The sequence below is a fragment of the Paenibacillus sp. USDA918EY genome (assembly GCF_009870825.1).
GTDB classification, from domain to species: Bacteria; Bacillota; Bacilli; order Paenibacillales; family Paenibacillaceae; genus Paenibacillus_AQ; species Paenibacillus_AQ albilobatus.
Genome location: NZ_WTWY01000002.1, coordinates 725,000 through 751,263 on the forward strand (window position 1 = coordinate 725,000; position 26,264 = coordinate 751,263).

The following is a 26,264-nucleotide window of genomic DNA, read 5'->3' on the forward strand; positions in this document are numbered from 1 at the left end:
TCGCCGGAGTGTATCGATTAGGTTGCGGTTCGCCAAGTAGCAGTCATAAAAAAGAGAGCTTCTAAAGCTCTCTATGGGCTGGCTGCATCATCCCTTGAGTGGGGTGATCCTCTTGGTACTCATAATATCGCGACTGAACGGATGCATGTATTTGTTCTTCCATTGGCGGTACTGACGGCTGCTGATATGGCTCATCCACATACATGATTCTGCGCTGAATTTGCATGAGCCCATTCACAACGCGCAGCGCGACCCAGAACAGGACAAGGCCAACGCCAACGTACAGCAGATATTGCTGATTATAAGTCCAATCGATATGAAAATAACTAAACAAGCTATTTTCTAAAATATCAAGCTGTATTTCATTCATCAGTATGATATGCACGACGGGAAGAGCAATCAATCCGAGTCCCAGTGAAATCACGGTAACCATAATAACAAAGAATACGATACCTGTTACAAATCTCAGGAATACGAGCAGCAGATTTCGAATGAATAGTCCGCCCTCAAAACCTCTCACCATTCGCATAAACCAGTTCTGCCCAGCTTCAGGCTGTTGATTGTAGGAATACGAAACGGATGGAGCAGGCAACCCCAAAATTTGTCTAATCATGCTTTGTTCAAAAAGCACAATCCCATTCAACAGCTTCGCTACGCCAAAGAATAGCGGTATTCCGATAAATAATGGAGTTAAACCGATGGATAATACTAGTCCTGTTATCGCTACTGTAAAATAAATAATCCCTAACGGGAGGGATAGCAATAAATAGAGGATCGTTGCGTAGGTTTTTGGATTAAAAAGCACCCATTTCACCTTACCTGCCCGTGCCGTGTTCGTCACTTCTGCGTTCAAATTCAAACACCCCTTTTGGCTTCATATATCACGTATCAGCGAGTTATATAAATTCATTATAACCGCCTTATTGGGATGACATAACCGTCTTAGGGGGGGGATCTGAACCTAGACTTAAGACTAGGGATCGGCCTGGCTCAGATGAACTTCCAGACGGGACCCCATTAACTTTTGTTTGAATGTCTCTTCAGCACGGAGAGAATAATCAGTAAATAAACCAATTCGTGTGGGTTGTCACAAGCCGGCACTGAAGGGAAGTTTATTCAAAATGTAAGAAAACCTAAAGAATTACTACTAGGTACTAAAAAAAACTTCATGGTAGAAAGTAAATGGTCAAAAATTGTTCTTGACTCCGGGTTCTTTGGCACAAATTACACTTAATCCGACTGTTGTTTTACAATAATTTCACATAAATAAGCAGCCCGTTCTTTTAGAACGGGCTGCGGGGATGTTAAGGATTTACTATTTCGTCTACCATTTGAAAAGAAACACCATCCACCTTCCAACCTTTATCCGTATAAACTAGAGTAGCACGTCGATAAAGGGTCTGGTTATTTGAATTCGTTCCGGAAGATTGAATAACAGTTGCAGTACTACTATCTTTATACGTAGTTCCTGACTGGAAAATGACTTCAAACTTATTCTTATTTTCAAGTCCCTTGTTCAGGATAATGGAGTTAATAAAACGATCTGTAAAATAAGGACTGAAGTAAGCGCGAACTTGTTTAATGGAAGAAATATCAGTTGCTTCATTTAATTTACCAACCAATACTTTCAGGCGTTGATCGGTAATTCGTTTAGCAGACGGAACCTCAACTTTTTGATCAAGACTTACAACAATTTGTTGATCTGCCGTTTTAATCGTTGCTTGCTTGGCCTGCTGATCCCATCCAACCTCTGCCCCAAGCGTTTGGCTAACAAAACGCAGTGGAACGTACGTCATTCCCCCGCCATATAATTTTGCCGGAACATCCAGCGTCACCTGCGATTGGTTGACCGACACTTTCGGGGAATTAATGGTGAGTTTTATGGTCGTACTATCCTTGGTAATTGTGATTTGCTTGGTTTGTTGATTCCAATCAACTTTCGCGCCCATATGCTCCGAAACAGAACGTAATGGAATCAGCATCCGATTGTTTTGCAATTTTCCACTATCTAATTGAACAGGCGCGCCATCTGCAAAGCTGGAAGCTGCAAAAGTAGGCACCATCAACACCGCCGAAGCAAGTAAAGATACAGTCCATTTTTTAAACATAAAAAACCTCCCAAAAATCTTCAGTATACTAGGTTTGTGATCGAGAGATCATCAATGTTTATTTATTCAGGTGTAATTTGTATTTGATCTGCAACAAATTCGTTTTGGGTTTGATCATACTTATACGTTACATGGACAGTGCATACGGGATCAGGAAGCACGCCATGAACGGGTATGACATTCCCGACTATATCAACTGTCAGTTTCTGATCCTTTACATAATTTAAAATTACATTGCCAAAGGTAAGTTTATTTTCATATTGACCATCTGAATTATGCATTAACGCTAACTCGCTGACTTTTTTACTGAATTTGTATTCTTTCCCTTGAGCCTTAGCCTTAATTAGCAGATCATCGCCCTTTTGGCTAACTTCGGTATCTAAATCCGCAAGAATCTCCTCCACACTTTGGATCTTTATTTCCGAAAGGTCGTCCCCGTTTACAATGTGGGCTTCATTCGTATCTAATTCAGTGCCATGTCCGGTAACAAGAATGATAAACGCTTCTTCTTTACCATCACCTGTCAGATCAACATTGTACACCCATGGCTTAGATACACCATCTAGTACTTTCCAACCGAATTCTTTTTGGTCGCCGTTAATGTCCACAATGACTCCATCATTTGTTTCATAAAGCTTAACTTTTCCATTTTCAGAAGAGCTGAGAAGCTTAGATTGCTCTGGTTCTTTTTCAACCGTAAGTTTTACCTCATGATTACCTTGAGATGCAGAATGACTTTTTTCATTTGCAGCTATTTTGGGAGTATTATTGGAAGCCCACGCCGCGGCTGATGTGCTAACGACGGCAATCAAAGATATCGCAGCTATCGTTAGATACAGTGTTTTCTTTTTTAGTTTTTTCGAGTTAAGCATGAACGTTAATCTCCTTTTTAATTGTTTACCGTCACCGGATAAGGACACGCAAAATTGCACGGGTAAGTTCCTTGATCCAGCCATAACGTTCAGGATCGTTTCCCCATAGCGTTTTCGCTCGGCATAGGACATTTCTTTTACGACTTCTGCATCACAAGACAGCTCGCTCCATGTATGTATGTCCTTGCGAAGCATATGAACCAGGGGATTAAACCAATGAATGGCACTGGCTCCGAGCAGGAATGCCTTCACCCATAAATCCTTCCGTTTTAGATGGATCAACTCATGACGGATCACCATGCCCATATCCACGTTCGCGATATTCTCCTGAGGGAGATAAATGGTAGGTTTCCATAGACCGACAAGAACCGGACTCCGAATTGCGGAGCTATAGGCAAGCCGGACGTTGCTTTTAAGGTCAAGAGCTTCCTTGATGGAGAGGAGCTGTGTAGCTGCTTCGCTGTTCAACGAAACAGTGGTACGTGTGTGTTCTAGATTCTTTAAAAATCTGCGATAACAATACGTTTGCCATGAGGCAAAAACGATAACCCCGATCGCCCATAGGCAGATGAAGGAAAGGGCTACAGTTGTCGAAAGGGTCGGTTCCGGCATGAACACTTCCGGCGTGAACGGTTCCGGATGGGACTCTGGAAATGATCCGGGCAGCGCAGGTTGTACAGTTGAAGGCACCTCGTTTACATTTGGGACCGTTGTTGTTGTATGGAATGTAAAAAGCGGCGAAATCAACTGTATGCCAAGAACGATGGGGATCAGATAAAACGCTGCTGCCATTTTACTGAGCCCGTAACGCCATTTTGTAGGGAAGACCTCAGGCAAAAGACACTGCAACAGGAAAATGAAGATCACAACGGTGCTTCCTGCAAAGGAAAGCGAGACAAGTAGTTCAAGAAGTTTATTCATCATCTGCACCTACTTTTCCGAAAACCATTGCTTCAATTCAGCTATGTCTTCGTCCGACAGCTTGTCACCGTCGTACAGCGCAGAAATTAAATTTTTAACTGAACCCTGGTATAGCCCGTTTAATACGTTCTGTGTTTCCCATAGCTTGTAGTCTGCTCGTGAAAGGCAGGGAGCATAGGAATTGGTCCGGCCATGTCGCGTAGCAAGTAAAGCCCCTTTTTCTACAAGCCTGGATAAAAACGTAGAGATCGTCTGAGCTTTCCATTCTTTACCCTTGCCAGCGAAAGTTTGCAATAATTCGGTTGAAGTTACCGGTTGCTCGCAACCCCAAATGACTTCCATTAGTTCCAATTCCGTATCAGACAATTTTTGAACATGTTTCACGGTTGTACACCTCTTTACATTGTTATGCGTCCATAACAAATTCTTTTACTACATAGCGTAGTAAATTAAAGTTACTACATTCCGTAGTACGTTGTCAAGCAAATTCACTTTTAGTCTTGATAATCCTAATGCAATGGGCTGGTTTCCTGGATACAAAAGAAAGAGCGGAGATATTGGGACAAGAGTTCTTATTTAATCTTTATAGCGGAAAATATCCATCCAATGTGACCTAGCATCTGGAGATTCAAAAAAGGATCTGACTCAGTTAGGTCAGATCCTGTCTTATTATAGCTTGGCCGTAAGGCTCTCTCTACCCGTACTTCTGCTAACCAGAGCCTTTTCTTAGTGAATTGCATCTAATGCCCGCCGGACTTTCCTTGCGAACGCAAGCGGTCTATCGACTGCTTCAATATTGATATAAATCAAACGGGGCCGCTCAAATAGCCATTCGTTACGAACGGACGTCACTTTTATGCCTTGATTGCGAATCGCTGCGATGAATAGATTGACTTCTTTTTCTAAGAATGCCGCTCTACCTAAACAAAGGGCTCTGCCTGTTCTTTTATTGAAGGATTCGAACGAGAACGAAGACGTGACGCGGAATCTTTCCCCCAAAATTGTAGCTTTGATTTGATTTAGATTGATCGTTGAGACGCATTTACCACCGGCAAAGCCGGGCTGCCCCCCGATAATCCTTGAGAACTGCCCACAAAGCGATCTGCTGCTCGGCAACTTCTTTTCCTCCCCTGTTTTCAATTAGGGTATGAGTACAGGATGAGGGTTGAACCGGCGTATCGCCTATGCGTGATGCAACAATACCTTTTGATGATCGGGAAGAATTAAGGGCAGCGACAACAGACCAACATGTACAACTCTTCTTTAATAATTCAATTGCCAATACCATAGTTACAGTAGAAAGTGACTGGTATACGAGGATATCAAAGCAAATCATATTTAGATATTGCTTTGACGATGAGGGTTTTGAGCTTTTTGATAAAACAGCTGGCTACTACATCTCTCGTCAAATAGTGAAACCCTTATCAGTTGAAAAATATGAGAATTTGTTGGAGAGATTACTCCTAAAAGGAATTGAATTAAGATTCACAACACATTTATATCCGCCTAGGGAAGCAATATTAGCTTCTGAAAGCTTGATTCGTTCCGTCTCAGCTCAATTTTGTTCTAAACAATATACCCCAGATATCGGATTCTGCAGTTTTGAAGCCTCATTACGTTCTTTAACTCTCCAAGCCTTTGTTCGCTGAAAAATACATTCAACAAACGGCGGCGAGTGCATTACTGCGTTAAACTGCCCGTTAGCTTAATAGGATAACTCTACCATATGCATTCGATAAACTCTCTAATATATCCAAAAAAAAGTCCCTACGGGGACTTTTTTGAGTAACACTTCGCTAACATTAAAGAAAATACTTGCCGTAAAGGCAAGCATTTTCTTTAAAGCACACCACAACCTCATGCGGTTGTGGGTTTATGTATGGAGGCGAGGGGAGTCGAACCCCTGTCCGAAGACAACGCCACATAAGCTTCTACGGGTGTAGTGACAGTTTTGATGTCACCCTAGAGACTCCCCGTCACCGGATTCCCTTCGGGTCAGCCTGTTTGTCTTCTTCAGCTAGCCGCAGGCGGAGACTAGACAGCGTATCCCACTAAGAGTGAGCCCTCATCCCGGCACATGGGCGATGCAGAGCGAGAGCACGTCTGCAGGTTATTAAGCTGCGAGAGCGTAGTTGTTTTGTTGTTTGCCAGTTATTATTGGCGTTAGCGTTGATGAAGCGGACGCGTCCCCACTACCCGCTACTCATGCTCGAACTGTCCCCGTCGAATCCAAAAACGCCCCCTTGTTATAAAGGGCTTCTTCGGATTAGATGAGCTGCTCTGCAGCACAAGAAGCAATCTAATTCCGCATCCTTTCCCTCCATAAAGAAAGGACGATCAGAAGCAAATTCATTATCATGTAAAAGATCGCTGCTTGCGTATCTCTTACATCATTTATTATATCACACCATCCGGCCAAAATGACACAGATGATGCAAGGAAACGCAGGTGAAACTTGCTAAGATTTCGCGTAACAGGCCATTAACGCGCAATTTTCTGCTTTTCGCGCAAAGCACGCTGGATATCGCGCTGCGCATCGCGTTTGGCTGCGGATTCGCGTTTGTCGTATTGCTTCTTACCGCGGCCGAGGCCTAACAGCAGCTTGGCGTAGCCATTGCGAATGTAGATTTTGAGCGGAACGATCGTGTAGCCTTCCTGTTTCGTCTGACCCAGCAGCTTGTGGATCTGTTCCTTATGCAGCAGCAGCTTGCGCGCCCGCGTCGGATCGGTCGGATTGTACCGGTTGCCCTGCTCGAACGGGCTGATGTGCATGTTGTGAATATGAATTTCCCCATTGCGGATCGTCGCAAACGCATCGCCGATGTTCGCTTTCCCGTTCCGGATCGACTTGATCTCGGTCCCGGTCAGCACGATGCCGGCTTCGTACGTATCCTCGATGAAATAATCATGGGAAGCTTTCTTGTTCTGGGCCAGTACCTTCCCGTCACTCTTCTTACCACCCATGTCATTCACTCCTCACCCATTACAAAATAGCGGACTTCCGGCGACAAACGCCACTCATCATGACGAACGTACCAGAAGTCCATTGTATCAACTGATTTCGGCAAAATCAAGGCAAAGACGGGGCTTGTCCTTATCCTGCCGAAACCGCCGTCGATAAATCCCCAGTGCCCCAAACAAGCACTCATCGAACGATCTTACACAAATTCCTGAAAAAGCTCAACATCGGTTGAAGCTCATTCAAACGGTCCTCACTGGCGTACCGAACTTACTTTTTCTTCTTCCGCACAAAAGCCGCCGTGCCGTTTTTGCCGGCTCCCTTTTTCTTCTTGCCTTTGCGGAATTGCCAAAAAGCTTCGCCATTGCCTTGCTCGGAGCCGCCGCCTTTGCGTTTGCCTTCCCCTGAACCGGCGCCTTCGCCGATAAAAATGCCGCTGCCCGACGTTTTCTTCCGGCGTCCGTCTCCTGCTTGCTCGCCTTGTGCCGGCGCTGAGCTGTAGCCGCCTTTGCCGGAGCCGAAGCCGAACGTCTTCGGCCGGTTGGCCTCGACGCTCTCGCCCGCCGCCGGCCCGCTACCGCCGGCGGCGCCTGCGCCGCGCTTGCGCTTCCCTGCCCCCGCAGCCTCCCCGGCTGCGGCTGCCCCGCGCTCGCGCTTGCCCGGCCGGGCGGCTTTGCCGCCCCCGGCCTTTATCCCGCGCCCGCCGCGCTCGCCGCCGCGGGCGCCAAAACCGCCGCCGAAGCTGCGCTCGCGGCGCGGCTTCATGTCCACCATCTCAAAATCGATGGTGTGATCGTCCATGTTCACCCGTGCCACACGGATTTTCACTTCATCGCCGATGCGGAACACTTTGGAGGTCCGCTCGCCGATCAGCGACATCGAAGCCTCGTCGAAGTGGTAATAATCGTCCGTCAGCCCGGCCAGTCGGACGAGCCCTTCCACCGTATTCGGCAGCTCGATGAACATGCCGAAGCCGGTCACGCTGCTGATGATGCCTTCGAACTCTTCGCCGACCTTATCCAGCATGTATTCGGCTTTCTTCAGCTGGTCGGTATCGCGCTCCGCTTCAACGGCAACGCGCTCCCGCTCGGACGAATGCTGGGCGATGTCCGGCATCCGCGACGCCAGATACTCCTGCCGCTTCTCCGGCAGAATGTTGTTGTTTTCGATCACTTCGCGAATGACCCGGTGGATGACAAGGTCCGGATAACGGCGGATCGGCGACGTGAAATGCGTATAGAACTCCGCCGCGAGGCCAAAATGGCCCGACATGTCGGCATCGTATTTCGCCTGCTTCATCGACCGCAGCATCATCGTGCTGATGACGGTTTGCTCTTTCGTATCCTTGATTTCCTCCAGGAGCGTCTGCAGCGCCCGCGGATGAACGGAGTTGCCTCTGCCTTTCACGTGGTACCCGAGATTTTCGGCAAACGCAAGGAAGTTTTGCATTTTTTCCGGATCCGGATTATCGTGCACCCGGTAAATGAAAGGCACCTTCAGCCAGTGGAAATGCTCCGCCACCGTTTCGTTGGCCGCCAGCATAAACTCCTCGATAATTTGTTCGGCGATCGAGCGTTCCCGTTTCACGATATCGACCGGCTTGCCGTTTTCGTCCACGATGACCTTGGATTCCACAAAATCGAAATCAACCGCGCCGCGGTTCATCCGTCGCGAACGAAGCTTTAAGGCCAGCTCCTTCATCAACCGGAAATCGTCTACAAGATCCTTGTAGCGTTCCATCAGCTCGGGATCCTCTTCCTCGAGGATTTTGCGCACATTGTTGTAGGTCATCCGTTCTTTCGTCTTAATGACGCTGGTGAACACGTCATGTTTGACGACCTTCATATGCTCGTCGAATTCCATTTCGCAAGACAGCGTCAGACGGTCCACCTTCGGATTCAAGCTGCAAATCCCGTTCGAAAGACGGTGCGGCAGCATCGGAATGACGCGGTCCACGAGATAAACGCTGCAGCCTCTGTTATAGGCTTCCTTGTCCAACTCGGACTTCTCCCGCACATAATATCCGACATCCGCGATGTGGACGCCCAAGCGGTAATGCCCGTTTTCCAAACGCTCCACGTTGACGGCATCGTCAAGGTCTTTGGCGTCCTCGCCGTCGATGGTGACGATGTTTTTGCCGCGCAAATCGCGCCGCCCCTGCTTCAGAATCTCTTCTTCGGTGATCGAATCCGGGGCGTTCTCCGCTTCGGCCATGACCTCCTCCGGAAAAGCCTCCGGCAGCTGATGCTTGCGGATGATGGACAAAATGTCCACACCCGGATCGTCTTTATGTCCAAGCACCTCGATGACTTCGCCTTCGGCGGCGGTACGGCCCTCGGGGTAGCTTACGATGCTCACGACAACCTTGTCGCCGTCAACCGCGCCTTTCATCGCTTCCTTCGGGATGAAAATATCCCGGACGATCCGCTTATCATCCGGCAGCACGAATCCGTACGCTTCATGGCCCTGGAACACGCCCACGACCTGATTCACCGCGCGGTTGACGATTTTGACGACCTCGCCTTCGAGCTTGCCTCCGGCCGGGCCGCGGGTCGTGATGCGTACCAGCACCGTATCGCCATTCATGCCGCTTGAAAGGTCATGCGCCCCGATGTAAACATCAGGATGTTCTTTATCCTCAGGAATCAGGAACGCAAAGCCTTTGGCGTGTACTTGAAGCCGTCCGCGCAGAAAATCCAGCCGTTCCGGCAGGCCGTAGCGCTCCGAACGCGTCATCATAATTCGGCCTTCCTGTTCCAGCTTGTTCAGCATCTTGAGGAATTCCCTGAATTCGGCGCTGTCCGTAATGCCAAAATGCTTTTCCAGCTCCTGATAGGTCATCGGTTTATAGTCAGGGTCCTGCATCAATTCCAATATCGTTTGTTCCGTTATCATCGATTATCTCCTCGGTTCGCCTGCAGGAAGGCGTTCCTTCCGCAAGCCTCTGTATGTAATCATTTCAAATCATTTTCCGTATTTATATACACATACCCTAGTATACACGGAATTAATCGTTTGCATCCCTGGGCGGCCATGATATATACGCGCGAATCAAGCCTGGGGAAACTTTGGTTCCGGAAAACATTCCCATGGTTCGGGGATATTAAAAAACCCCCGCTCTTCTTCTGAAAGAGCGAAGGGTTTCCAAAGTCCGGCTATATCATTTCGCGAATATCGCCACAAGAATGGCCAAAATCATGAAGCACGCCGCCACGACGACCGTCACGCGCTGCAGGATCAAGTCCATGCCGCGGGCTTTCGTTTTTCCGAAAAGATGCTCTGCGCCACCGGAGATGGCACCGGCCAGTCCTGCGCTTTTCCCTTTTTGCAAAAGAACGATTGCGATCAAAGCGATCGAGAAAATGACGAGCAGTACCTTCAACAAAGTTTCCATTCGATCCACCTCCCAGTGAGCTAAACATCATAAACACCATTCTATATAGGGTGCTGCAAATTTGCTTCTCAAACATTAATTATCGTTCATAAAACAGCATTTTTATTGTACCATAGCCCATTTCCTAAAACAAGGACTCGTATTAAATCAGCTATAATCTAACTTAAAGGGTAGTGGAATCAAAGAACTGAGGGGATGTGTAGTGAGAATGTCATTACAAAGCCGTAAAGAACCATGCAAGCTATGCAGCAACGGTACCGCAAAGCGAAGAAACGCGAGGAAAAGTCAATGATCATTGATGAATTTGTCAGCGTCACTTCGTTTAACCCCAAGTACGTGTTGCAGCAGCTCAATGGCCTTGTACGGCAGCCGAAAGCGAAACTTGACAAGGGAGCCGCGGCACAAGTACCAAGAGGCCGTAGCCGCGATTCAGATTGTCTAGCGAGCGCTCGACACCCTCTGCTTACCGGCGGATTTTTTTTCATTTGTTGCGCGTATTATTTCCCGAGTTCAATGTTACACAAAACAAATAATGTTCCATGAATTCACGATGACATTTGGTATGATGATGCCCTGTACAAAATGAAGGAAGAATGACACTCATTCTAAATCATATCCCCTCTGATGGCTTTTTGATAGTTATGAAGAAGCCGGCTATCATCAATGGATCCATGGTGATGAACTTGCCTCCAACCGCCCTTGGAGTCGATATATTGAAAACAACGGGTAGTACGAATATTCAGCGGATATATATTTGTACCGATCCGGTAGGTCCCCCTTTCGCGACCGGCAAATACGGCATACTCGAAGGACGAATATAGAACGATGTCGTGAAACTCGACCTCCACAAACACATTGCCTTGGAAGACTTTTCTATACAACTCTTCTATATCTCCTGCCCCCCTCATTATACCGCCTAACGGATTATTAAGCTGAATCAAAGGATGGTCAAGCCACACTTGGGTAAACAAACTTAGATTACGAGTATTAAACGCATGGTAAAATGTCTCCAGTACCGCCTTAGCGCCTTCTATCGAAGGAATGTTTCCTTCATCTAGCCGGTTTCGGCTTCCGGCAAACACGATAGAATCTAAAGACTCAATATGGAAAGCAGACATGGTTATAACCTCCGTTCCATGAACTCAATCATTGACAGTATTCCACTTGTGGCCATCTCCATCTGTTTAGGATCATTCAGTGCCCTGGAAAGAACGTATCCTCCTTGTACAGCAGCCGAAATCGCTGCTGCCAGTTGTGTTGCATCCGCCTCAAGCGGAAACGCTCCTTCCTGCTGAGCACATTGCAGCAGCAAGGCCAGTTCTTGTTGTAAACGGGCGAAGTATTCGGAGATAGGAGGCAACAAAGAATTATGAGTTACCGATACCTCTTGCACGAGTTTACCGATTCGGCAACCGCGAAGCGCTTCTCTCGGCTGCTTTAAATAATCCTTAACGCGTTCGAGCGGGGGCTTACTTGTCTCAAACACGGCACTCAGCGTATTTTGCATGTCGTCTGATATTTCGCGTACTGCTTGAGCTGCCAAGCTTTCTTTACTTTCAAAATGGTGATAAAAGCTCCCTTGCCCAACGTCGGCTTTCTTCTGAATATCTTTCGGACTCATCTTCTCATACCCATAGTCCCACAGCAAATCCTTGGCAGCCGATAACAGGCGTTCCTTTGCGGTCATGAATCATTCCTCCTTTTTTTGATTATACATACTAGTAGGTACAATTTCAAGCCCTCACTCTGGACACAAGCTTGGAATTCCTCTTTCCATCATCGTGATAATAATGTCTCTCCATCTTGGGTAATCCGGTTGATCCTCAACCGCCAAACAATCATTACTGAAAGCGATCAATTGAATCGGAATCTCGTGATTGTTGGTTCGCGGAGCGAAAGGTACACTTTGGATGTAAGGGTTCAACACTTATTAGGAGGCGTTTCAACCATGGCTAATTCGATTATTACAACCGGAAAAGTTTTGCATCAGATCGTGATCGGGCAGCTCCAGGGAATTTCGGAGGATCAATTCGATATTCAAGCGAATGGCTTCAATAACACGATTCGCTGGAATGTCGGTCATATCGTGTACTGGATGGATCGATACTCCACGTTATCTTTCGGACTCCCGACCGCAATTCCGCCTGTATACGAAACGTTGTTCGGCACCGGAACGAAACCGTCGGAATGGACGATTGCTCCGCCTTCAAAGGCAGAACTGACCGAACTGTTAATGACGCAGCTTTCCCGTATGTCCGAGCTGACGCCCGAAATGTTGAACATGAATTTGCATTCGCCGTTTATCATGGGCCCGTTCGGGTTCGTTACCTCCGGCGAGCTATTCAACTTCGCTTTGATGCACGAAGCCATACACCTTGGTATCTTTACGAGCCAGCATAAAACCATGCAATTATAGTGGATAGGAGATCGATGCTATATGAAACCGGATCAAGTGCTGCTTCAATACTTTCACAGTTTAGGGGATATGGATAAGGCCCTCGGTCATGTACACAGAGATGCCAAATTTATCGCGGCATTCGAGAAGGAGTCTGACAGGCACCACTTTTACGGGACTTATTACGGGATAGAGGGCGTAAGGACGCTATTGACCAAGTTCCAGAAAGATCTCGAAACCCAAGAATTCGAGATCTGTAATATACTTGCCGATGAAACAAAAGCTTTCGCTTGGGGAAGATTTAAGCATCGGATTCGGCCTACCGGTAACATGTTCGAAAGTTACTGGGCGGTGGTTTGCGAAGTGGAAGACGGCAAGATTAAGTATTTCCGGGGCTTTGAAGATACAGGTGCCCTGGAGGCCGCTTTCAGGTGACCGCGGAACCTACGACGAGGTGCTTCAGGAATAAAGATTGTGTGCATGTCTGGTGCGCTTCAAGTTCATTATCCTAACCCTGACTAATTTAATTCGTTTCCCGTGAAAAATCGGACAAAAAGAAAGGGAATTCAGGGACTCAAATGGAAATGGTTATTGTCGAGATAACAACCCAAAATGAGGGGACTGAATTCCGTAGGTTGTGAATTCGGCGTCGCCCCTCGAAATCATTTTGAGGTGAACTTCGATACAAAACGCTCGTGCAAAACGAGTTTAGCTGCGTGTTGCTGCCGGCCTCAAGACCGACGGTATTAGGTTGGGAATAAGAGCCCTATACGGAGGAGTCCGTATGAGTTCCAAGCTGCCTGGAACCATTTCCGTCCAAGGAACGCATGGTTTGAAATGATCGCATCGAGGTGAGTTCTATGATCATTCGGGAGCAGTGTACCTGCCCATTAGAGGTTGTTCATGACATTATAAAAGGCAAATGGAAAACAATGATTATCTTTCAATTGAAAGATGGGAATACGTCCTTAGCTCAACTGGAGCGGGATATCGACCAGATCACCCAGAAGATGTTGTTACAGCATTTAAGAGAACTACAATCTTGCGGTATCGTGGATAAAGTCAAAACGGAAGGTTATCCGCTGCATGTAGAATACTTTCTTACTGAACGTGGGAGAAAGCTGTTAGACGCGGTACTGATCATGCAAGAGATAGGCATCGAATACATGGTGGAATGGGGTCAAACTGAACTTCTTGACCGAAAAGGCATCAGATACAAGATTTGAGTTCAATGCACCCATACCCACAAAAAAGTGGGTAATTCACGGCGCCATTGCATCGAGACTACAATACTTTTAGAAACTCATTAACTGCATGTAAAAGGAGCCGTGTATCATGAATACAGCGTTACTATTGGTAGACATTCAAAAAGATTATTTCCAGGGAGGCAGAAATGAATTAGTCGATACCGAACAAGCGGCAATCCATGCTCAAGAAGCATTGGCACTGTTCCGGGAAAAAAGGTTGCCTATCGTTCATATTCAGTGCACTCTTTTGGAAAAAAACGCAACGTTTTTTCTTCCCGATACGGAAGGGATTATAATTCATGAACGGGTAAAACCCCAATCTGACGAAAAAGTTATCGTTAAACATACTCCGGATAGCTTTTTTCAAACTGAATTGCATCAGCATTTTGAATCTATTAAAGTATCGCGACTTGTCATTTGCGGGATGATGAGCCACATATGTATCGATTCGACTGTGCGAACTGCGCACCGCTTGGGTTATGAAGTCATATTGCTCGACGATGCGTGTACCACCAGGGATTTGGTATGGAACGATACGGTGATTTCTGCAAAAACCGTCCATGATACTTTTATGGCATCATTGCAAGGCACCTTCGCTCAAGTAACGAACGCTGGCAGCCTTCACAAGATGATTTAATTTTTTCATTGAAGCAACTCTGGCAACAACTGATAAAAGGCCGCCTCGTATGAACGGGTACCCACAGTCTGAACACTTTAAAAGGTGCGGGCTATGGGTACCTTTTGTATGCCGGGGAACGCAACGGAAGAATGCATAACTCAGCCGTAGGATGAATGCTCGTCGACCGCCGCCCCCTCGGGGTTAGGGGCATGTCTAAAAAGTTAGATTTTTTAATGAGTGTTCCATCCGTCTTCGGTTAGATTTTTATTTGAATTGACACACGGGTTCCCTTGACCTTTGTATTAAAAAAACCGCCCCGGCAGGATGCCGGGACGGTTTTTGTGCAGCTGGAAAGGCTGCTTCTTATCTATTCAGGTTGTAGAAGGACTTCAGTCCGTTGTATTGAGCCATTTCGCTCAGTTCGTCCTCGATGCGGAGCAATTGGTTGTACTTCGCGATCCGGTCGGTACGGGAAGGTGCGCCCGTTTTGATCTGGCCGGCATTCGTTGCAACCGCGATATCCGCGATCGTGCTGTCTTCGGACTCGCCGGAACGGTGGGAAACAACCGCAGTGTATCCTGCGCGTTTTGCCATTTCGATGGCGTCGAAGGTTTCCGTCAGCGTACCGATTTGGTTCACTTTGATCAGGATCGAGTTGCCGATGCCTTCTTTGATGCCTTTTTCAAGACGTTCGGTATTGGTTACGAACAAGTCGTCGCCAACGAGTTGGATCTTGTCGCCGAGTTTCTCGGTAAGGAGTTTCCAACCTTCCCAGTCGTCTTCGGAGCAGCCGTCTTCGATCGTGATGATCGGATATTTGTCAACCCAAGAAGCGAGCAAATCAACGAATTCTGCGGATGTGAAGGATTTGCCTTCGCCTTCGAGATGGTATTTGCCGTCTTTAAAGAACTCCGTGGAAGCAACGTCCATGCCGAGGAATACGTCTACGCCCGGTTTGTAGCCGGCTTTTTCGATAGCTTCCATGATGGAGGACAATGCGTCTTCGTTGGAAGTGAAGTTAGGAGCAAAGCCGCCTTCGTCGCCTACCGCCGTGTTCAGGCCTTTGCCTTTCAATACGGATTTCAGGCTGTGGAAGATTTCAGCGCCTGTGCGAAGGGCTTCCTTGAAGGAAGGAGCGCCTACAGGCAGGATCATGAACTCTTGCACGTCGACGTTGTTGTCGGCATGAGCGCCGCCGTTTACGATGTTCATCATCGGTACAGGCAGTTGTTTTGCGTTGAATCCGCCAAGGTATACATACAGAGGCAGGTCCAAAGCGTCGGCTGCCGCGCGTGCCGTAGCCATGGAAACGGCCAGGATGGCGTTTGCGCCCAGCTTGCCTTTGTTAGGCGTGCCGTCCAGTTTGATCATCAGCTTGTCGATGCCGAGCTGGTCGAGCGCGTCCATGCCGATCACTTCAGGAGCGATAATTTCGTTTACGTTTTTCACGGCGTTCAAAACGCCTTTGCCGAGATAGCGGTCTTTGTCGCCGTCGCGAAGCTCAACGGCTTCGTGAGCGCCGGTGGAAGCGCCGGATGGAACGATGGCGCGGCCCATAGCGCCGGATTCGAGGTAAACTTCAACTTCAACAGTCGGGTTGCCGCGGGAGTCGAGGACTTCGCGAGCGTACACGTCAGAAATAATAGTCATTGTACTTGTTCTCCTTTGCGGTGTATTTAATCCAGAATAGATACCATCTCTATCATTATACCGTTTATTTGCGGCTTGCAATCATCGATTCTCCGGTCATTTCAGCCGGCTTAGGCAGCTGCATCAGGTCGAGAATCGTTGGAGCCACATCGGCCAAAATGCCGCCGTCACGCAGCGTCACGTCCTCGGATGTCAAAATAAACGGAACCGGGTTCGTCGTATGCGCGGTAAACGGTCTTCCCTGCTCGTCAAACACCATGTCGGCGTTTCCGTGGTCGGCGATGATGATCGCTACCCCGCCTTTGGCGATGACGGCGTCAACGACTTTGCCCATGCACTCATCCGTCACTTCAACCGCTTTGATCGTCGGCTCCAGCATGCCGGAGTGTCCGACCATGTCCGGGTTGGCGAAGTTGAGGATAATGGCATCGTGTTTTTCGGCTTCGATTTCTTTCACGCAAGCATCCGCCACTTCGTAGGCGCTCATCTCAGGCTTCAGGTCATACGTGGCAACCTTCGGCGAGTTGATGAGAATCCGGGTTTCCCCTGGAAGCTCTACGTCGCGGCCGCCGCTGAAGAAAAACGTCACGTGCGGGTATTTTTCCGTTTCGGCGATGCGGAGCTGCTTTTTGTTATGCTGCACCAGCACCTCGCCCAGCGTATTGTCCAGGTTTTTCGGTTCGTAAGCCACATATCCTCCGACCGTTTCGCTGAAGAGCGTCAGGCAGACGAAATGGAGGTTTTCAGGGAACTTCGGCCCGCGGTCGAATCCGCGGAAGTCCTTGTTCGTGAATACCTGGGACAGCTGAATGGCGCGGTCCGGACGGAAGTTCAGGAACACGACGGAATCGCCGCTTTCCACGAGCGATACCGGCTGGCCGTTTTCGCCCACGATCACCGTAGGCTCGACGAACTCGTCGAATACCGATTTGTTGTAGGATTCCGTTACGGCTTCAAGCGGATCGGTGTATTTCGGTCCGTCCCCGTATACGATCGCGCGGTAGGATTTCTCTACGCGTTCCCAGCGCTTGTCGCGGTCCATCGCATAATAGCGGCCTTGAACGGTCGCGATTTTGCCGATGCCCACTTCTTTGATTTTTGCTTGCAAATCCTGAATGAACTTCTTGCCGGAGTCCGGAGCGACGTCGCGGCCGTCCAGGAAAGCATGGATGTAAACTTCATGCATATCCTCTTTTTTCGCAAGGTCCAACATGGCGAACATATGCTCAATGTGGCTATGTACGCCCCCATCCGACAGCAAGCCGTATAAATGCAGCTTTTTGCCGTTATTTTTTGCCGCGCGAACCGCTTCGACCAACGTCGGGTTATCGAAAAATTCGCCTTCGCGGATCGATTTCGAAATGCGGGTCAAATCCTGGTACACGATGCGTCCTGCGCCGATGTTCAAATGGCCCACTTCGGAGTTGCCCATTTGTCCTTCCGGCAGACCTACCGCTTCGCCGGAAGCGGTCAGCGTCGTATGCGGGTATTTGGCCATCAGGCGGTCGTAGTTCGGTTTCTTGGCCTGAGCCACCGCGTTGCCTTCGTTCGTGCTGCGCAGACCGAATCCGTCCATAATAATCAATGCTACAGGTCTAGGTGCGGTCATCTTACTTCGCCCCCTGAACGAGCTGGATATAGGAAGCCGGCTGCAAGCTGGCGCCGCCGACGAGCGCGCCGTCGATGTCGCTTTGTCCCATGTACTCGGCCACGTTTTCAGGTTTCACGCTGCCGCCGTATTGAATGCGGACTTTGCTCGCAACGTCTTCTCCGTACAAACCTTTGACCAGGTCGCGGATATAGGAGATAACTTCGTTTGCATCCTGCGCAGTCGAAGATTTTCCTGTTCCGATCGCCCAGATCGGTTCATATGCAATCACGGCTTGAGCCGCTTGGTCGGCGGACAGTCCTTCGAATGCCGCTTCGGTTTGCACCTTGCAGACATCCTTCGTTTGGCCGGCTTCGCGCTCTTCGAGCTTTTCGCCCACGCAAACGATCGGCGTCAAGCCGTGGCGGAATGCCGCGTGCATTTTTTTGTTGACGGTCTCGTCGGTTTCCGCAAAATAAGCGCGGCGTTCGGAGTGGCCGATGATGACATAATCCACGCCAAGCTCCTTCAGCATTTCGCCGCTGATTTCGCCGGTAAATGCGCCGTTGTCTTCAAAATGCAGGTTTTGGGCGCCGATTTTGATGGACGTGCCTTTAGCGGCTTCAACCAATGCCGGAAGGTTGGTGAACGGAGCGCAGATGACGCTTTCCACGCCTTCCACTTCCGCTTTGCCCTTCACTTCTTCGATGAATGCTTTGGCTTCCGGAACGGTTTTGAACATTTTCCAGTTGCCCGCAATGATTGGTGTTCTCACTTGCTTCAACTCCTTCTTCGGAAATCCTTACGGCTGTACCCGCCCGGATTATTTATCGTTCAGAGCCACGACGCCTGGGAGCGCCTTGCCTTCCATGAATTCCAGCGAAGCGCCGCCGCCTGTGGAGATGTGGTCCATTTTGTCCGCCAGATGGAATTTCTCCGCCGCTGCCGCGGAATCGCCGCCGCCGATGATCGTGTAACCTTCGGTTTGGGCGCAAGCTTCGGCCACTTCACGCGTACCGCCCGAAAATGGGTCGATTTCGAATACGCCCATCGGTCCGTTCCATACGACAAGCTTGGAGTTTTTAATGATTTCGGCGTATTTGGCGCGCGTTTTCGGTCCGATGTCCACGCCTTCCCATTTTTCAGGGATGTTGCCCACTTCCACGATATTCACGTTCGCGTTTGCGCTGAAATCGTCCGCGATGACGATATCGACCGGAAGCAGGAAGTTTTTGCCGAGATCCTTCGCTTTTTGGATAAATCCGAGCGCCACATCCAGTTTCTCATTATCGCACAAAGACATGCCGATTTCATACCCTTGCGCTTTCATGAAGGTATAGGACAGGCCTCCGCCGATCAGCACGTTGTCCGCGATGTTCAGCAGGTTGTTGATGACGTCGATTTTGTCTTTGACCTTCGATCCGCCGATGATGGCCGTGAAAGGACGCTCAGGGTTGGACAAAGCCTTGCCGAGAACGTTCAATTCTTTCTCCATAAGCAGGCCGGATACGGCCGGCAGGTAATGCGCGATGCCTTCTGTGGAAGCATGGGCCCGGTGAGCGGCGCCAAACGCGTCGTTGACGTACAGGTCCGCAAGCTCGGCGAATTGCTTCGCCAGTTCCGGATCGTTTTTCTCTTCCCCAGGGTAGAAACGCACGTTTTCGAGCAGCAGCACGTCTCCGTCGTTCATTTTGGCGATTTCGGCTTTAACCGCTTCGCCCACGGCCTCGTCCGCTTTAACGACCGGTTTGCCGAGAAGCTCCGACAAACGCTCTGCCGCCGGCGTCAAACGCAGGGAATCGACGAACTCTCCTTTCGGACGGCCCAGATGGCTCGCCAGGATGACCTTCGCGCCGCGCTCGATCAAATATTTGATCGTTGGAAGCGTTTCGCGGATCCGCGTGTCGTCCGTAATTTTTCCGTCTTCCAAAGGCACATTGAAATCCACGCGCACGAATACGCGTTTGCCGGTTACTTCCACATCACGTACAGATTTTTTGTTCATGGTTCGTTCCTCCGTACCCATTTTTTATTTCGGGATTTTGCAAAATTCGATTACGGCCGCTCCTGGGTATATATAGACAAACTGAACCGTTTCGCTCTATATATTGCCGATTGAATCTTTCCGGATTTTTGCAAATCCTCGTCTGTATTCAGGAATTACAGGGGACAAGCTCGTTCGTTTCGGGATTTTTTCAATCCTCTTGTTTTTATCTATCCAAACTCTCCGTTGTCTCTATCCAAATCGTTTTACTTCGTTGTATTGGCATGACGCGAAAATCCGAAAGTCGGCTTCCTTCCGGATTTGCCGCATGCAATTTACAAAGAGCGGAAACAAAGGTTCTGTTTCCGCTCCATATATTCCGCTTGACCGGCGTCGATCTTACTTAGCCAGTTTTGCGAAGTATGCCAATGTGCGAACCAATTGAGCCGTGTAGGACATTTCGTTGTCGTACCAAGCAACGGTTTTCACCAGTTGTTGGTCGCCTACTGTCAGCACTTTGGTTTGAGTTGCGTCGAAGAGCGAACCGAACGTGATGCCTTTGATATCGGAAGATACGATTTCGTCTTCGGTGTAACCGAAAGTTTCTGGGTCGGACGCTTCTTTCATAGCTGCGTTGACTTCGTCAGCCGTTACTTTTTTGTTCAGAACGGTAACGAGCTCGGTCAGGGAACCTGTTGGTACAGGCACGCGTTGAGCGGCGCCGTCCAGTTTGCCTTGCAGTTCCGGAAGAACCAGACCGATTGCTTTTGCAGCGCCAGTGGAGTTTGGAATGATGTTCTCGGCAGCGGCGCGCGCACGGCGGAAGTCGCCTTTTGGATGCGGAGCGTCCAGGGTGTTTTGGTCGCCGGTGTAAGCATGGATCGTAGTCATCAGACCGGATGCGATGCCGAACTTGTCGTTGAGCGTTTTAGCCATTGGGGCCAGGCAGTTCGTTGTGCAGGAAGCGCCGGAGATGACGGTTTCGGATCCGTCCAGTGTTTCATGGTTGACGTTGTAAACGATCGTTTTCATGTCGCCTGTAGCAGGAGCGGAGATCACGACTTTTTTCGCTCCGCCCTTCAGGTGAAGCTCAGCTTTTTCTTTCGTCGTGAAGAAGCCTGTGCACTCCAGAACGATGTCAACGCCAAGCTCGCCCCAAGGAAGCTCTTCAGGGTTGCGGTTCGCGAGAACTTTAACTTCTTTGCCGTTTACTTTGAAGAAGCCGTCATGAACTTCGATGTCCCCGTCGAATTTGCCTTGCGTCGTATCATATTTAAGCAAATGAGCCAACATTTTAGCATCAGTCAAGTCGTTGATTGCCACAACTTCGATGCCTTCCACATTTTGAATGCGGCGGAAAGCGAGTCGTCCGATACGTCCAAAACCGTTAATGCCTACTTTTACACTCATTGAATAGTCCTCCCAAAGTTCTTATTTTGTGAATGTTTGCAGGTCGGCCGCAGCCGTCCGAAACATTCATTATTTATTCAAAACAGGCGGGCTTGCGCCTGTGTTGATAACGAAACAATGCCGAGCTTACGATTGCTCATCGATCTGCCTGCAGATCTCGACGGCCGCCGCTTCGTCCGTCACGAGAATATCCTCATGCCCGAACTTCAGCACGGAATGGATGGCGGTCGCCTTGTCTTTCCCGCCGGCAATCCCGATCACGATCTCCGTCCGGATGATGTCTTCCAGCCGAAGGCCCAGCGTAATCATGCGGTGAACGACTTCGCCCTGCTCGTTAAAATAATAGCCGAAAGACTCCGCTACCGCGCCTTCGCGCTGAATCTCCTGCGCCGCGGCCGGATCCAGCCTCCTGCGCCGGGTCATCTCCATCGCGTCGCCGATGCCGTGCACAATGATGCGGCACCGCCGGATGACGTCCACGATTTCCTGAATATTGCGGTCCTGCACCAGCGATTGATAAGCGTCATCGCTAAGCAGATCGGGGACATGCAGCAGCCGGTATTGGGCGCCTACGCGTTTGGCCATCGTAGAAGCGATCGTGTTCGCCTGGAATTCCAAGCTTTCGCCAAGTCCGCCCCTGGCCGGAACGAACCAGCTGTTCTTCATCGACGCGGAAGCATGCGGATTGAGCTCTTCCGCTACCGCGGCCAACGTGGAACCTCCCGTGACGGCAACCGTGTCCTCCTGATTCATGACGCCGAGCAGCGCCTTCGCCCCTTCGCGCCCGAGATCGCGCTTCGTCAGCGGCGATGCCTCGCAATCCCCCGGCACGACGACAACCTTTCTCAGGCCGTATGTACGGCGGATTTTCTCGCTCAGCTCATTCAGTCCGAACAGTTCCTCGGCCATCGGGCCCATCTCGTCCAGCAGCTTTCGCCCGGCTTCGCTGATCTTCATGCCGGAGCTTTCAATTTCGATAAGCCCTTGGGCTTTCAATAGATCCGTCTCCGCGCGCAGCACCCGCTCGGTCATATGCAGCGAGGCCGCCAGCGTTCGCCGGCCAATCAGCTCCGAGAGCATGATCTGATGGAGGATGGTGTACCTTGTCTTGAGCACGTCCATGAGATCAGGCAGAAGCTGCTTTTGTATCTCTAATATTCTCCGCATTTGCTCTCCACTCCCGCAACTTCAACTTCCTTCTCTCCTGCTCCCTGGCCTTAAAACGTCCCACGGTAACGATTTAAGTCCCACTTATATTCTACTCAATTTCACCCCTTGTTGCAAGTAGTCCACCGTCTATCCTTCACATTATTCTTTCCTCTTATACGGCTTATACGGCGGCGGCAGGCGGCTATCCGACGTTTCAAAATGCCTCTTGCATTTCTGCGCGGCTTATCGTATAATAACTCTTGCTGTACGGAATGTACGAGGGATAACCCTCCGCAGTCCGACTGAAGCATGTTTGACATATGCGCCCGTGGTCCAATGGATATGACGCAGGCCTCCGGAGCCTGAGATCGAGGTTCAATTCCTCGCGGGCGCGCCATATTATTAATGAAGCATCTACCATATGTTTAACCTTTAAGACCAAAGCCAATCATCGGCTATTTTTTTTACCCTCGAGTTTGACTTTCTTTGACTTTTTGTTTGAAATTGTTTATCATGGGGTTATTACGGTAACAGTAAGTATAGAATAGTTGCAATTAATCCATTAAATAGGGAGGTTTTCCACGTGAGTTATATACCTATGGTCGTTGAACAAAGCAACCGCGGCGAACGCGCCTACGACATTTATTCCAGACTCTTGAAAGACCGCATTATTTTTCTGGGATCCGATGTCAACGACGTCGTAGCCAATTCGATCATTGCCCAGCTGCTCTTCCTGGCTGCGGAAGATCCCGATAAGGACATCCACCTCTACATCAACAGCCCCGGCGGCTCCATTACGGCCGGCATGGCGATTTTTGATACGATGCAATACATTAAGCCGGATGTGTCCACCATCTGCGTGGGTCTCGCCGCTTCCATGGGCGCGTTCCTGCTGAACGCCGGCGCGAAAGGCAAACGCTACGCGCTGCCGAACAGCGAAATTATGATTCACCAGCCTCTCGGCGGTGCTCAAGGACAAGCAACGGATATTGAAATCCGCGCCCGCCGCATCCTGAAAATGCGCGACACGCTGAACCGCATTCTTGCCGAACGCACGGGACAGCCGCTGGAACGCATCGAACGGGATACCGACCGCGACTACTTCATGAGCGCGCAGGATGCAGCTGAATATGGCATTATCGATAAAGTGCTCGAGCATCCTCCGGTTCAAGGCGTCTAACCACCATATCTAGATATAGCAGCTTCAGGGGCTCCTAAAAGATCTTTTTTTGGATCTTTCGGGAGCCCCTTTTTGCCGCGTCACGCCGCCGATTCTACGTACTCTAGCACAACCTTTCTCATAGGCAAATCCTCATTTGTCCATTGACGAACCCAAGATATTGATGTAAAATTCAATTTATCAACTACATATTGATCCAAAACATCATAAATAGCCTATTACGACTTGCATTCATTAAGGTTGCAGCGTCGTTTTTTTTGCAAAGAATCGGTAGGAGTGATAGAGTATGCTGGTTGTCTACGATTCCAAAACGGGGAACGTCAGACGTTTCATAAACAAGCTGAATATGCGGAGTGTTTCGATCGCGGAGAAGGAAGAGATCAACGAGCCTTACGTGCTCGTGACCTATACGACCGGGTTCGGCCAGGTTCCCGAGAAGGTGAAGTCCTTCCTGACCCGCAACAGCAACATGCTGCGCGGCGTATCGGCAAGCGGCAACCGCAACTGGGGTCCCCGTTTTGCCAAAAGCGCGGACACGATCTCCGAGATGTACGATGTTCCGGTCCTCACGAAATTCGAGCTGTCGGGAACAACGCAGGATATAGAAACTTTTGTTGAAAGGGTGCGGAGCATTGAAGCATATTGAATTGAACAACGAATTGATGCAGCGGGGGGCTGACGGTTACTTCCAGCTTTCCAAAGACAAGGAAGCGGTCGCAGCCTTTATGGAGGAAGTCGAAAAGGACACGATGAAGTTCGGTTCCCTCCGGGAAAAGCTCGATTACCTGATCGACAACGACTACTACGAAAACGTGTTTGAAAAATACACCTACGAAGAAGTCGAGGCCGTGTTCAACCTCACGGCAAGCAGCGACTTCCAGTTCCAGTCCTACATGGCGATTTCAAAGTTCTACAAGGACTACGCGATGAAGACGAACGACAAAACGAAATATCTCGAGCAGTATCCGGACCGGGTCGCCATCGTCGCCCTGCACCTTGGGGACGGGGACAGCGGGAAAGCGCTCCGGATCGCCGAAGCGATGATCGACCAGCGCCTGCAGCCGGCGACGCCGACTTTCCTGAACGCGGGCAAGAGCCGCCGCGGAGAGCTGGTATCCTGTTTCCTTCTGGAAATGGACGACTCCCTCAACTCGATCAACTACGTGCTTGGAACCTGCATGCAGCTGTCCAAAATCGGCGGCGGCGTGGCGGTGAACCTGTCGAAGCTTCGCGGACGCGGAGAGCCGATCAAAGGGGTAGCCGGAGCGGCCAAAGGCATCATGCCCGTGCTCAAACTCATGGAGGATGCCTTTTCTTATGCCGACCAAATGGGTCAGCGCAAAGGATCCGGCGCGGGATACTACAACATTTTCGGCTGGGACGTCATTGAATTCCTGGATTCGAAAAAAATCAACGCCGACGAAAAATTGAGAATCAAAACGTTGTCCATCGGACTCATCATTCCGAACAAATTTTACGAGCTTGCCGCTCAAAACAAGCCGCTTGTCGTATTCGGGCCTTATTCCGTTTACAAGGCCTACGGCAAACACCTGGACGACCTTGATATGGACACGATGTACGACGAGCTCCTCGCCAATGACCAGATCACTAAAAAGACGGTCATGAGCGCGCGCGACATGCTGACGAAGATCGCTTCCACCCAGCTTGAATCCGGTTATCCTTACATCGTGAACAAAACGAACGCCAACCGGGCGCATGCGCTGAAAGATATCGGCCAGATCAAAATGTCGAACCTGTGCACGGAAATCTTCCAGCTGCAGGAGACGTCGGAAATCAACGACTACGGCATCGAAGACGTCATCCGCCGCGATATCAGCTGCAACCTGGCTTCGCTGAACATCGTCAACGTCATGGAGCAGGGAAAAGTGAAGGATTCCGTCCATGTCGGCATCGAAGCATTGACCGTGGTCAGCGACTTGTCCAAAATCGAAAACGCCCCGGGCGTACAACGCGCCAACCGCGAGCTGCACTCCGTCGGACTTGGGGCCATGAATCTGAACGGTTACTTGGCGAAAAACAAAATCGCCTACGAAAGCGCCGAAGCGAGAGAGTTCGCCAGCACGTTTTTCATGATGATGAACTTCTACTCCATCGAAAAAAGCATGGAAATCGCCCGCGACCGCGGCGAGACATTCAAAGATTTCGAAAAATCCGAATACGCTAAAGGCACTTATTTCGATAAGTACCTCGAGACGGACTTCCGTCCGACGTCTGAACGGGTTCAGCAGCTGTTTGAAGGCATCGAAATCCCGACGCCGGAGGATTGGGCCCGCCTGAAGGAGCAAGTGCAGAAATACGGCTTGTACCATGCCTACCGTTTGGCGATCGCGCCGACGCAAAGCATTTCGTACATCCAGAACGCAACCTCCAGCGTCATGCCGATCGTCGAGCACATCGAAACGCGTACATACGCAAACTCGACGACGTATTATCCGATGCCGTTCTTGAGCGCGGAAACGCAGTGGTATTACAAATCCGCCTACAACATCGACCAGTTCCGCCTGATCGACATGATCGCCGCGATTCAGCAGCACGTGGACCAAGGCATTTCCACCGTCCTGCATGTCAACAGCACCGTGTCGACCCGCGAGCTGTCCCGTTTTTACGTATACGCCGCCCAGAAGGGCCTCAAATCGCTTTATTACACCCGGACGAAAAAGCTGTCCATCGAAGAGTGCACAAGCTGCGCTGTCTAAAAATTGATCATACGGCAAGGCAATCGCAGGGACCTCGGGTCCCTCGTTGCCTTCTTAATATAAAGGAGCTA

The 26,264-nt window shown here is 49.6% G+C and carries 24 protein-coding genes, 1 tRNA gene and 1 other RNA gene; 9 read left to right on the forward strand and 17 right to left on the reverse strand.

All coding sequences use genetic code 11. From position 1 onward, the window contains the following. Positions 1-61: 61 nt before the first annotated feature. The 5 genes from GQY55_RS07375 to GQY55_RS07395 form a co-directional block, all read right to left on the reverse strand. A complete protein-coding gene (locus tag GQY55_RS07375; protein WP_160039674.1) occupies positions 62-859 on the reverse strand; it encodes a sensor domain-containing protein in 798 nt (265 codons plus the stop codon). A 445-nt stretch (positions 860-1,304) separates the two neighbouring features. Next, the gene (locus GQY55_RS07380) at positions 1,305-2,108 is read right to left on the reverse strand and encodes a stalk domain-containing protein (RefSeq protein ID WP_160039676.1); all 804 of its coding nucleotides are present in this window, start codon (positions 2,106-2,108) and stop codon (positions 1,305-1,307) included. Positions 2,109-2,170: 62 nt separating this feature from the next. After that, positions 2,171-3,904 (reverse strand): M56 family metallopeptidase, encoded by a 1,734-nt coding sequence (locus tag GQY55_RS07385; protein WP_236575469.1) that lies wholly within the window; start codon positions 3,902-3,904, stop codon positions 2,171-2,173. Between the two features lie 6 nt (positions 3,905-3,910). Continuing rightward, positions 3,911-4,285, reverse strand: coding sequence for a BlaI/MecI/CopY family transcriptional regulator (locus GQY55_RS07390; RefSeq protein ID WP_160039680.1), 375 nt, complete (start codon positions 4,283-4,285; stop codon positions 3,911-3,913). A gap of 342 nt (positions 4,286-4,627) precedes the next feature. Beyond that, positions 4,628-5,017 carry a DUF1259 domain-containing protein gene (locus GQY55_RS07395; RefSeq protein ID WP_160039682.1) on the reverse strand — a complete coding sequence of 130 codons (390 nt, stop codon included), beginning with the start codon at positions 5,015-5,017 and terminating at the stop codon, positions 4,628-4,630. 68 nt (positions 5,018-5,085) lie between these two features. Here GQY55_RS07395 and GQY55_RS07400 point away from each other — a divergent pair, with 68 nt between their 5' ends. Next, positions 5,086-5,550, forward strand: coding sequence for a DUF6886 family protein (locus GQY55_RS07400; protein ID WP_201452109.1), 465 nt, complete (start codon positions 5,086-5,088; stop codon positions 5,548-5,550). A gap of 228 nt (positions 5,551-5,778) precedes the next feature. Here GQY55_RS07400 and ssrA read toward each other — a convergent pair. The 6 genes from ssrA to GQY55_RS07430 form a co-directional block, all read right to left on the reverse strand. Beyond that, positions 5,779-6,144, reverse strand: a transfer-messenger RNA (tmRNA) gene (ssrA, locus tag GQY55_RS07405). Positions 6,145-6,382: 238 nt separating this feature from the next. Then, a complete protein-coding gene (gene smpB, locus GQY55_RS07410) occupies positions 6,383-6,865 on the reverse strand; it encodes an SsrA-binding protein SmpB (protein ID WP_160039684.1) in 483 nt (160 codons plus the stop codon). A 265-nt stretch (positions 6,866-7,130) separates the two neighbouring features. Then, positions 7,131-9,755: a ribonuclease R gene (rnr, locus tag GQY55_RS07415; protein ID WP_160039686.1), complete on the reverse strand. Its 2,625-nt coding sequence runs from the start codon at positions 9,753-9,755 to the stop codon at positions 7,131-7,133. Positions 9,756-10,020: 265 nt separating this feature from the next. Then, positions 10,021-10,254 (reverse strand): preprotein translocase subunit SecG, encoded by a 234-nt coding sequence (gene secG, locus GQY55_RS07420; protein ID WP_160039688.1) that lies wholly within the window; start codon positions 10,252-10,254, stop codon positions 10,021-10,023. A 605-nt stretch (positions 10,255-10,859) separates the two neighbouring features. After that, complete coding sequence (locus tag GQY55_RS07425) at positions 10,860-11,372, reverse strand: YybH family protein (protein ID WP_160039690.1); 513 nt, start codon at positions 11,370-11,372, stop codon at positions 10,860-10,862. Positions 11,373-11,374: 2 nt separating this feature from the next. Then, positions 11,375-11,941, reverse strand: coding sequence for a TetR/AcrR family transcriptional regulator (locus GQY55_RS07430; RefSeq protein ID WP_160039692.1), 567 nt, complete (start codon positions 11,939-11,941; stop codon positions 11,375-11,377). A gap of 261 nt (positions 11,942-12,202) precedes the next feature. On the opposite strand from GQY55_RS07430, the gene GQY55_RS07435 reads away from it, so the two are divergent. From GQY55_RS07435 to GQY55_RS07450, 4 genes are all read left to right on the forward strand, one after another. Next, positions 12,203-12,670 carry a DinB family protein gene (locus GQY55_RS07435; protein WP_160039694.1) on the forward strand — a complete coding sequence of 156 codons (468 nt, stop codon included), beginning with the start codon at positions 12,203-12,205 and terminating at the stop codon, positions 12,668-12,670. A 21-nt stretch (positions 12,671-12,691) separates the two neighbouring features. After that, positions 12,692-13,084: a nuclear transport factor 2 family protein gene (locus GQY55_RS07440; RefSeq protein ID WP_160039696.1), complete on the forward strand. Its 393-nt coding sequence runs from the start codon at positions 12,692-12,694 to the stop codon at positions 13,082-13,084. A gap of 425 nt (positions 13,085-13,509) precedes the next feature. After that, positions 13,510-13,875 (forward strand): winged helix-turn-helix transcriptional regulator, encoded by a 366-nt coding sequence (locus tag GQY55_RS07445; protein ID WP_160039698.1) that lies wholly within the window; start codon positions 13,510-13,512, stop codon positions 13,873-13,875. Positions 13,876-13,984: 109 nt separating this feature from the next. Next, positions 13,985-14,533, forward strand: coding sequence for a cysteine hydrolase family protein (locus GQY55_RS07450; protein WP_160039700.1), 549 nt, complete (start codon positions 13,985-13,987; stop codon positions 14,531-14,533). Between the two features lie 345 nt (positions 14,534-14,878). On the opposite strand, the gene eno is transcribed toward GQY55_RS07450, so the two are convergent. From eno to GQY55_RS07480, 6 genes are all read right to left on the reverse strand, one after another. Beyond that, on the reverse strand, positions 14,879-16,165 hold the full coding sequence (eno, locus tag GQY55_RS07455; RefSeq protein WP_160039702.1) for a phosphopyruvate hydratase: 1,287 nt from the start codon (positions 16,163-16,165) through the stop codon (positions 14,879-14,881). A gap of 64 nt (positions 16,166-16,229) precedes the next feature. Next, complete coding sequence (gene gpmI, locus GQY55_RS07460) at positions 16,230-17,774, reverse strand: 2,3-bisphosphoglycerate-independent phosphoglycerate mutase (RefSeq protein WP_160039704.1); 1,545 nt, start codon at positions 17,772-17,774, stop codon at positions 16,230-16,232. Position 17,775: 1 nt separating this feature from the next. Then, positions 17,776-18,528, reverse strand: coding sequence for a triose-phosphate isomerase (gene tpiA / locus GQY55_RS07465; RefSeq protein WP_160039706.1), 753 nt, complete (start codon positions 18,526-18,528; stop codon positions 17,776-17,778). A 48-nt stretch (positions 18,529-18,576) separates the two neighbouring features. Further along, the gene (locus GQY55_RS07470) at positions 18,577-19,758 is read right to left on the reverse strand and encodes a phosphoglycerate kinase (RefSeq protein ID WP_160039708.1); all 1,182 of its coding nucleotides are present in this window, start codon (positions 19,756-19,758) and stop codon (positions 18,577-18,579) included. 378 nt (positions 19,759-20,136) lie between these two features. Beyond that, positions 20,137-21,147, reverse strand: a complete 1,011-nt coding sequence (gene gap, locus GQY55_RS07475) for a type I glyceraldehyde-3-phosphate dehydrogenase (RefSeq protein ID WP_160039710.1) — start codon at positions 21,145-21,147, stop codon at positions 20,137-20,139. A gap of 126 nt (positions 21,148-21,273) precedes the next feature. After that, a complete protein-coding gene (locus GQY55_RS07480; protein WP_160039712.1) occupies positions 21,274-22,314 on the reverse strand; it encodes a sugar-binding transcriptional regulator in 1,041 nt (346 codons plus the stop codon). Positions 22,315-22,618: 304 nt separating this feature from the next. On the opposite strand from GQY55_RS07480, the gene GQY55_RS07485 reads away from it, so the two are divergent. From GQY55_RS07485 to nrdE, 4 genes are all read left to right on the forward strand, one after another. Next, a tRNA-Arg gene (locus tag GQY55_RS07485) sits at positions 22,619-22,693 on the forward strand. Positions 22,694-22,879: 186 nt separating this feature from the next. Next, positions 22,880-23,476, forward strand: a complete 597-nt coding sequence (gene clpP, locus GQY55_RS07490; protein WP_160039714.1) for an ATP-dependent Clp endopeptidase proteolytic subunit ClpP — start codon at positions 22,880-22,882, stop codon at positions 23,474-23,476. Between the two features lie 286 nt (positions 23,477-23,762). After that, positions 23,763-24,122: a class Ib ribonucleoside-diphosphate reductase assembly flavoprotein NrdI gene (gene nrdI / locus GQY55_RS07495; RefSeq protein ID WP_160039716.1), complete on the forward strand. Its 360-nt coding sequence runs from the start codon at positions 23,763-23,765 to the stop codon at positions 24,120-24,122. Then, positions 24,109-26,193: a class 1b ribonucleoside-diphosphate reductase subunit alpha gene (gene nrdE / locus GQY55_RS07500; protein ID WP_160039718.1), complete on the forward strand. Its 2,085-nt coding sequence runs from the start codon at positions 24,109-24,111 to the stop codon at positions 26,191-26,193. Before nrdI ends, nrdE begins: the two co-directional genes overlap by 14 nt. Positions 26,194-26,264: the final 71 nt, after the last annotated feature.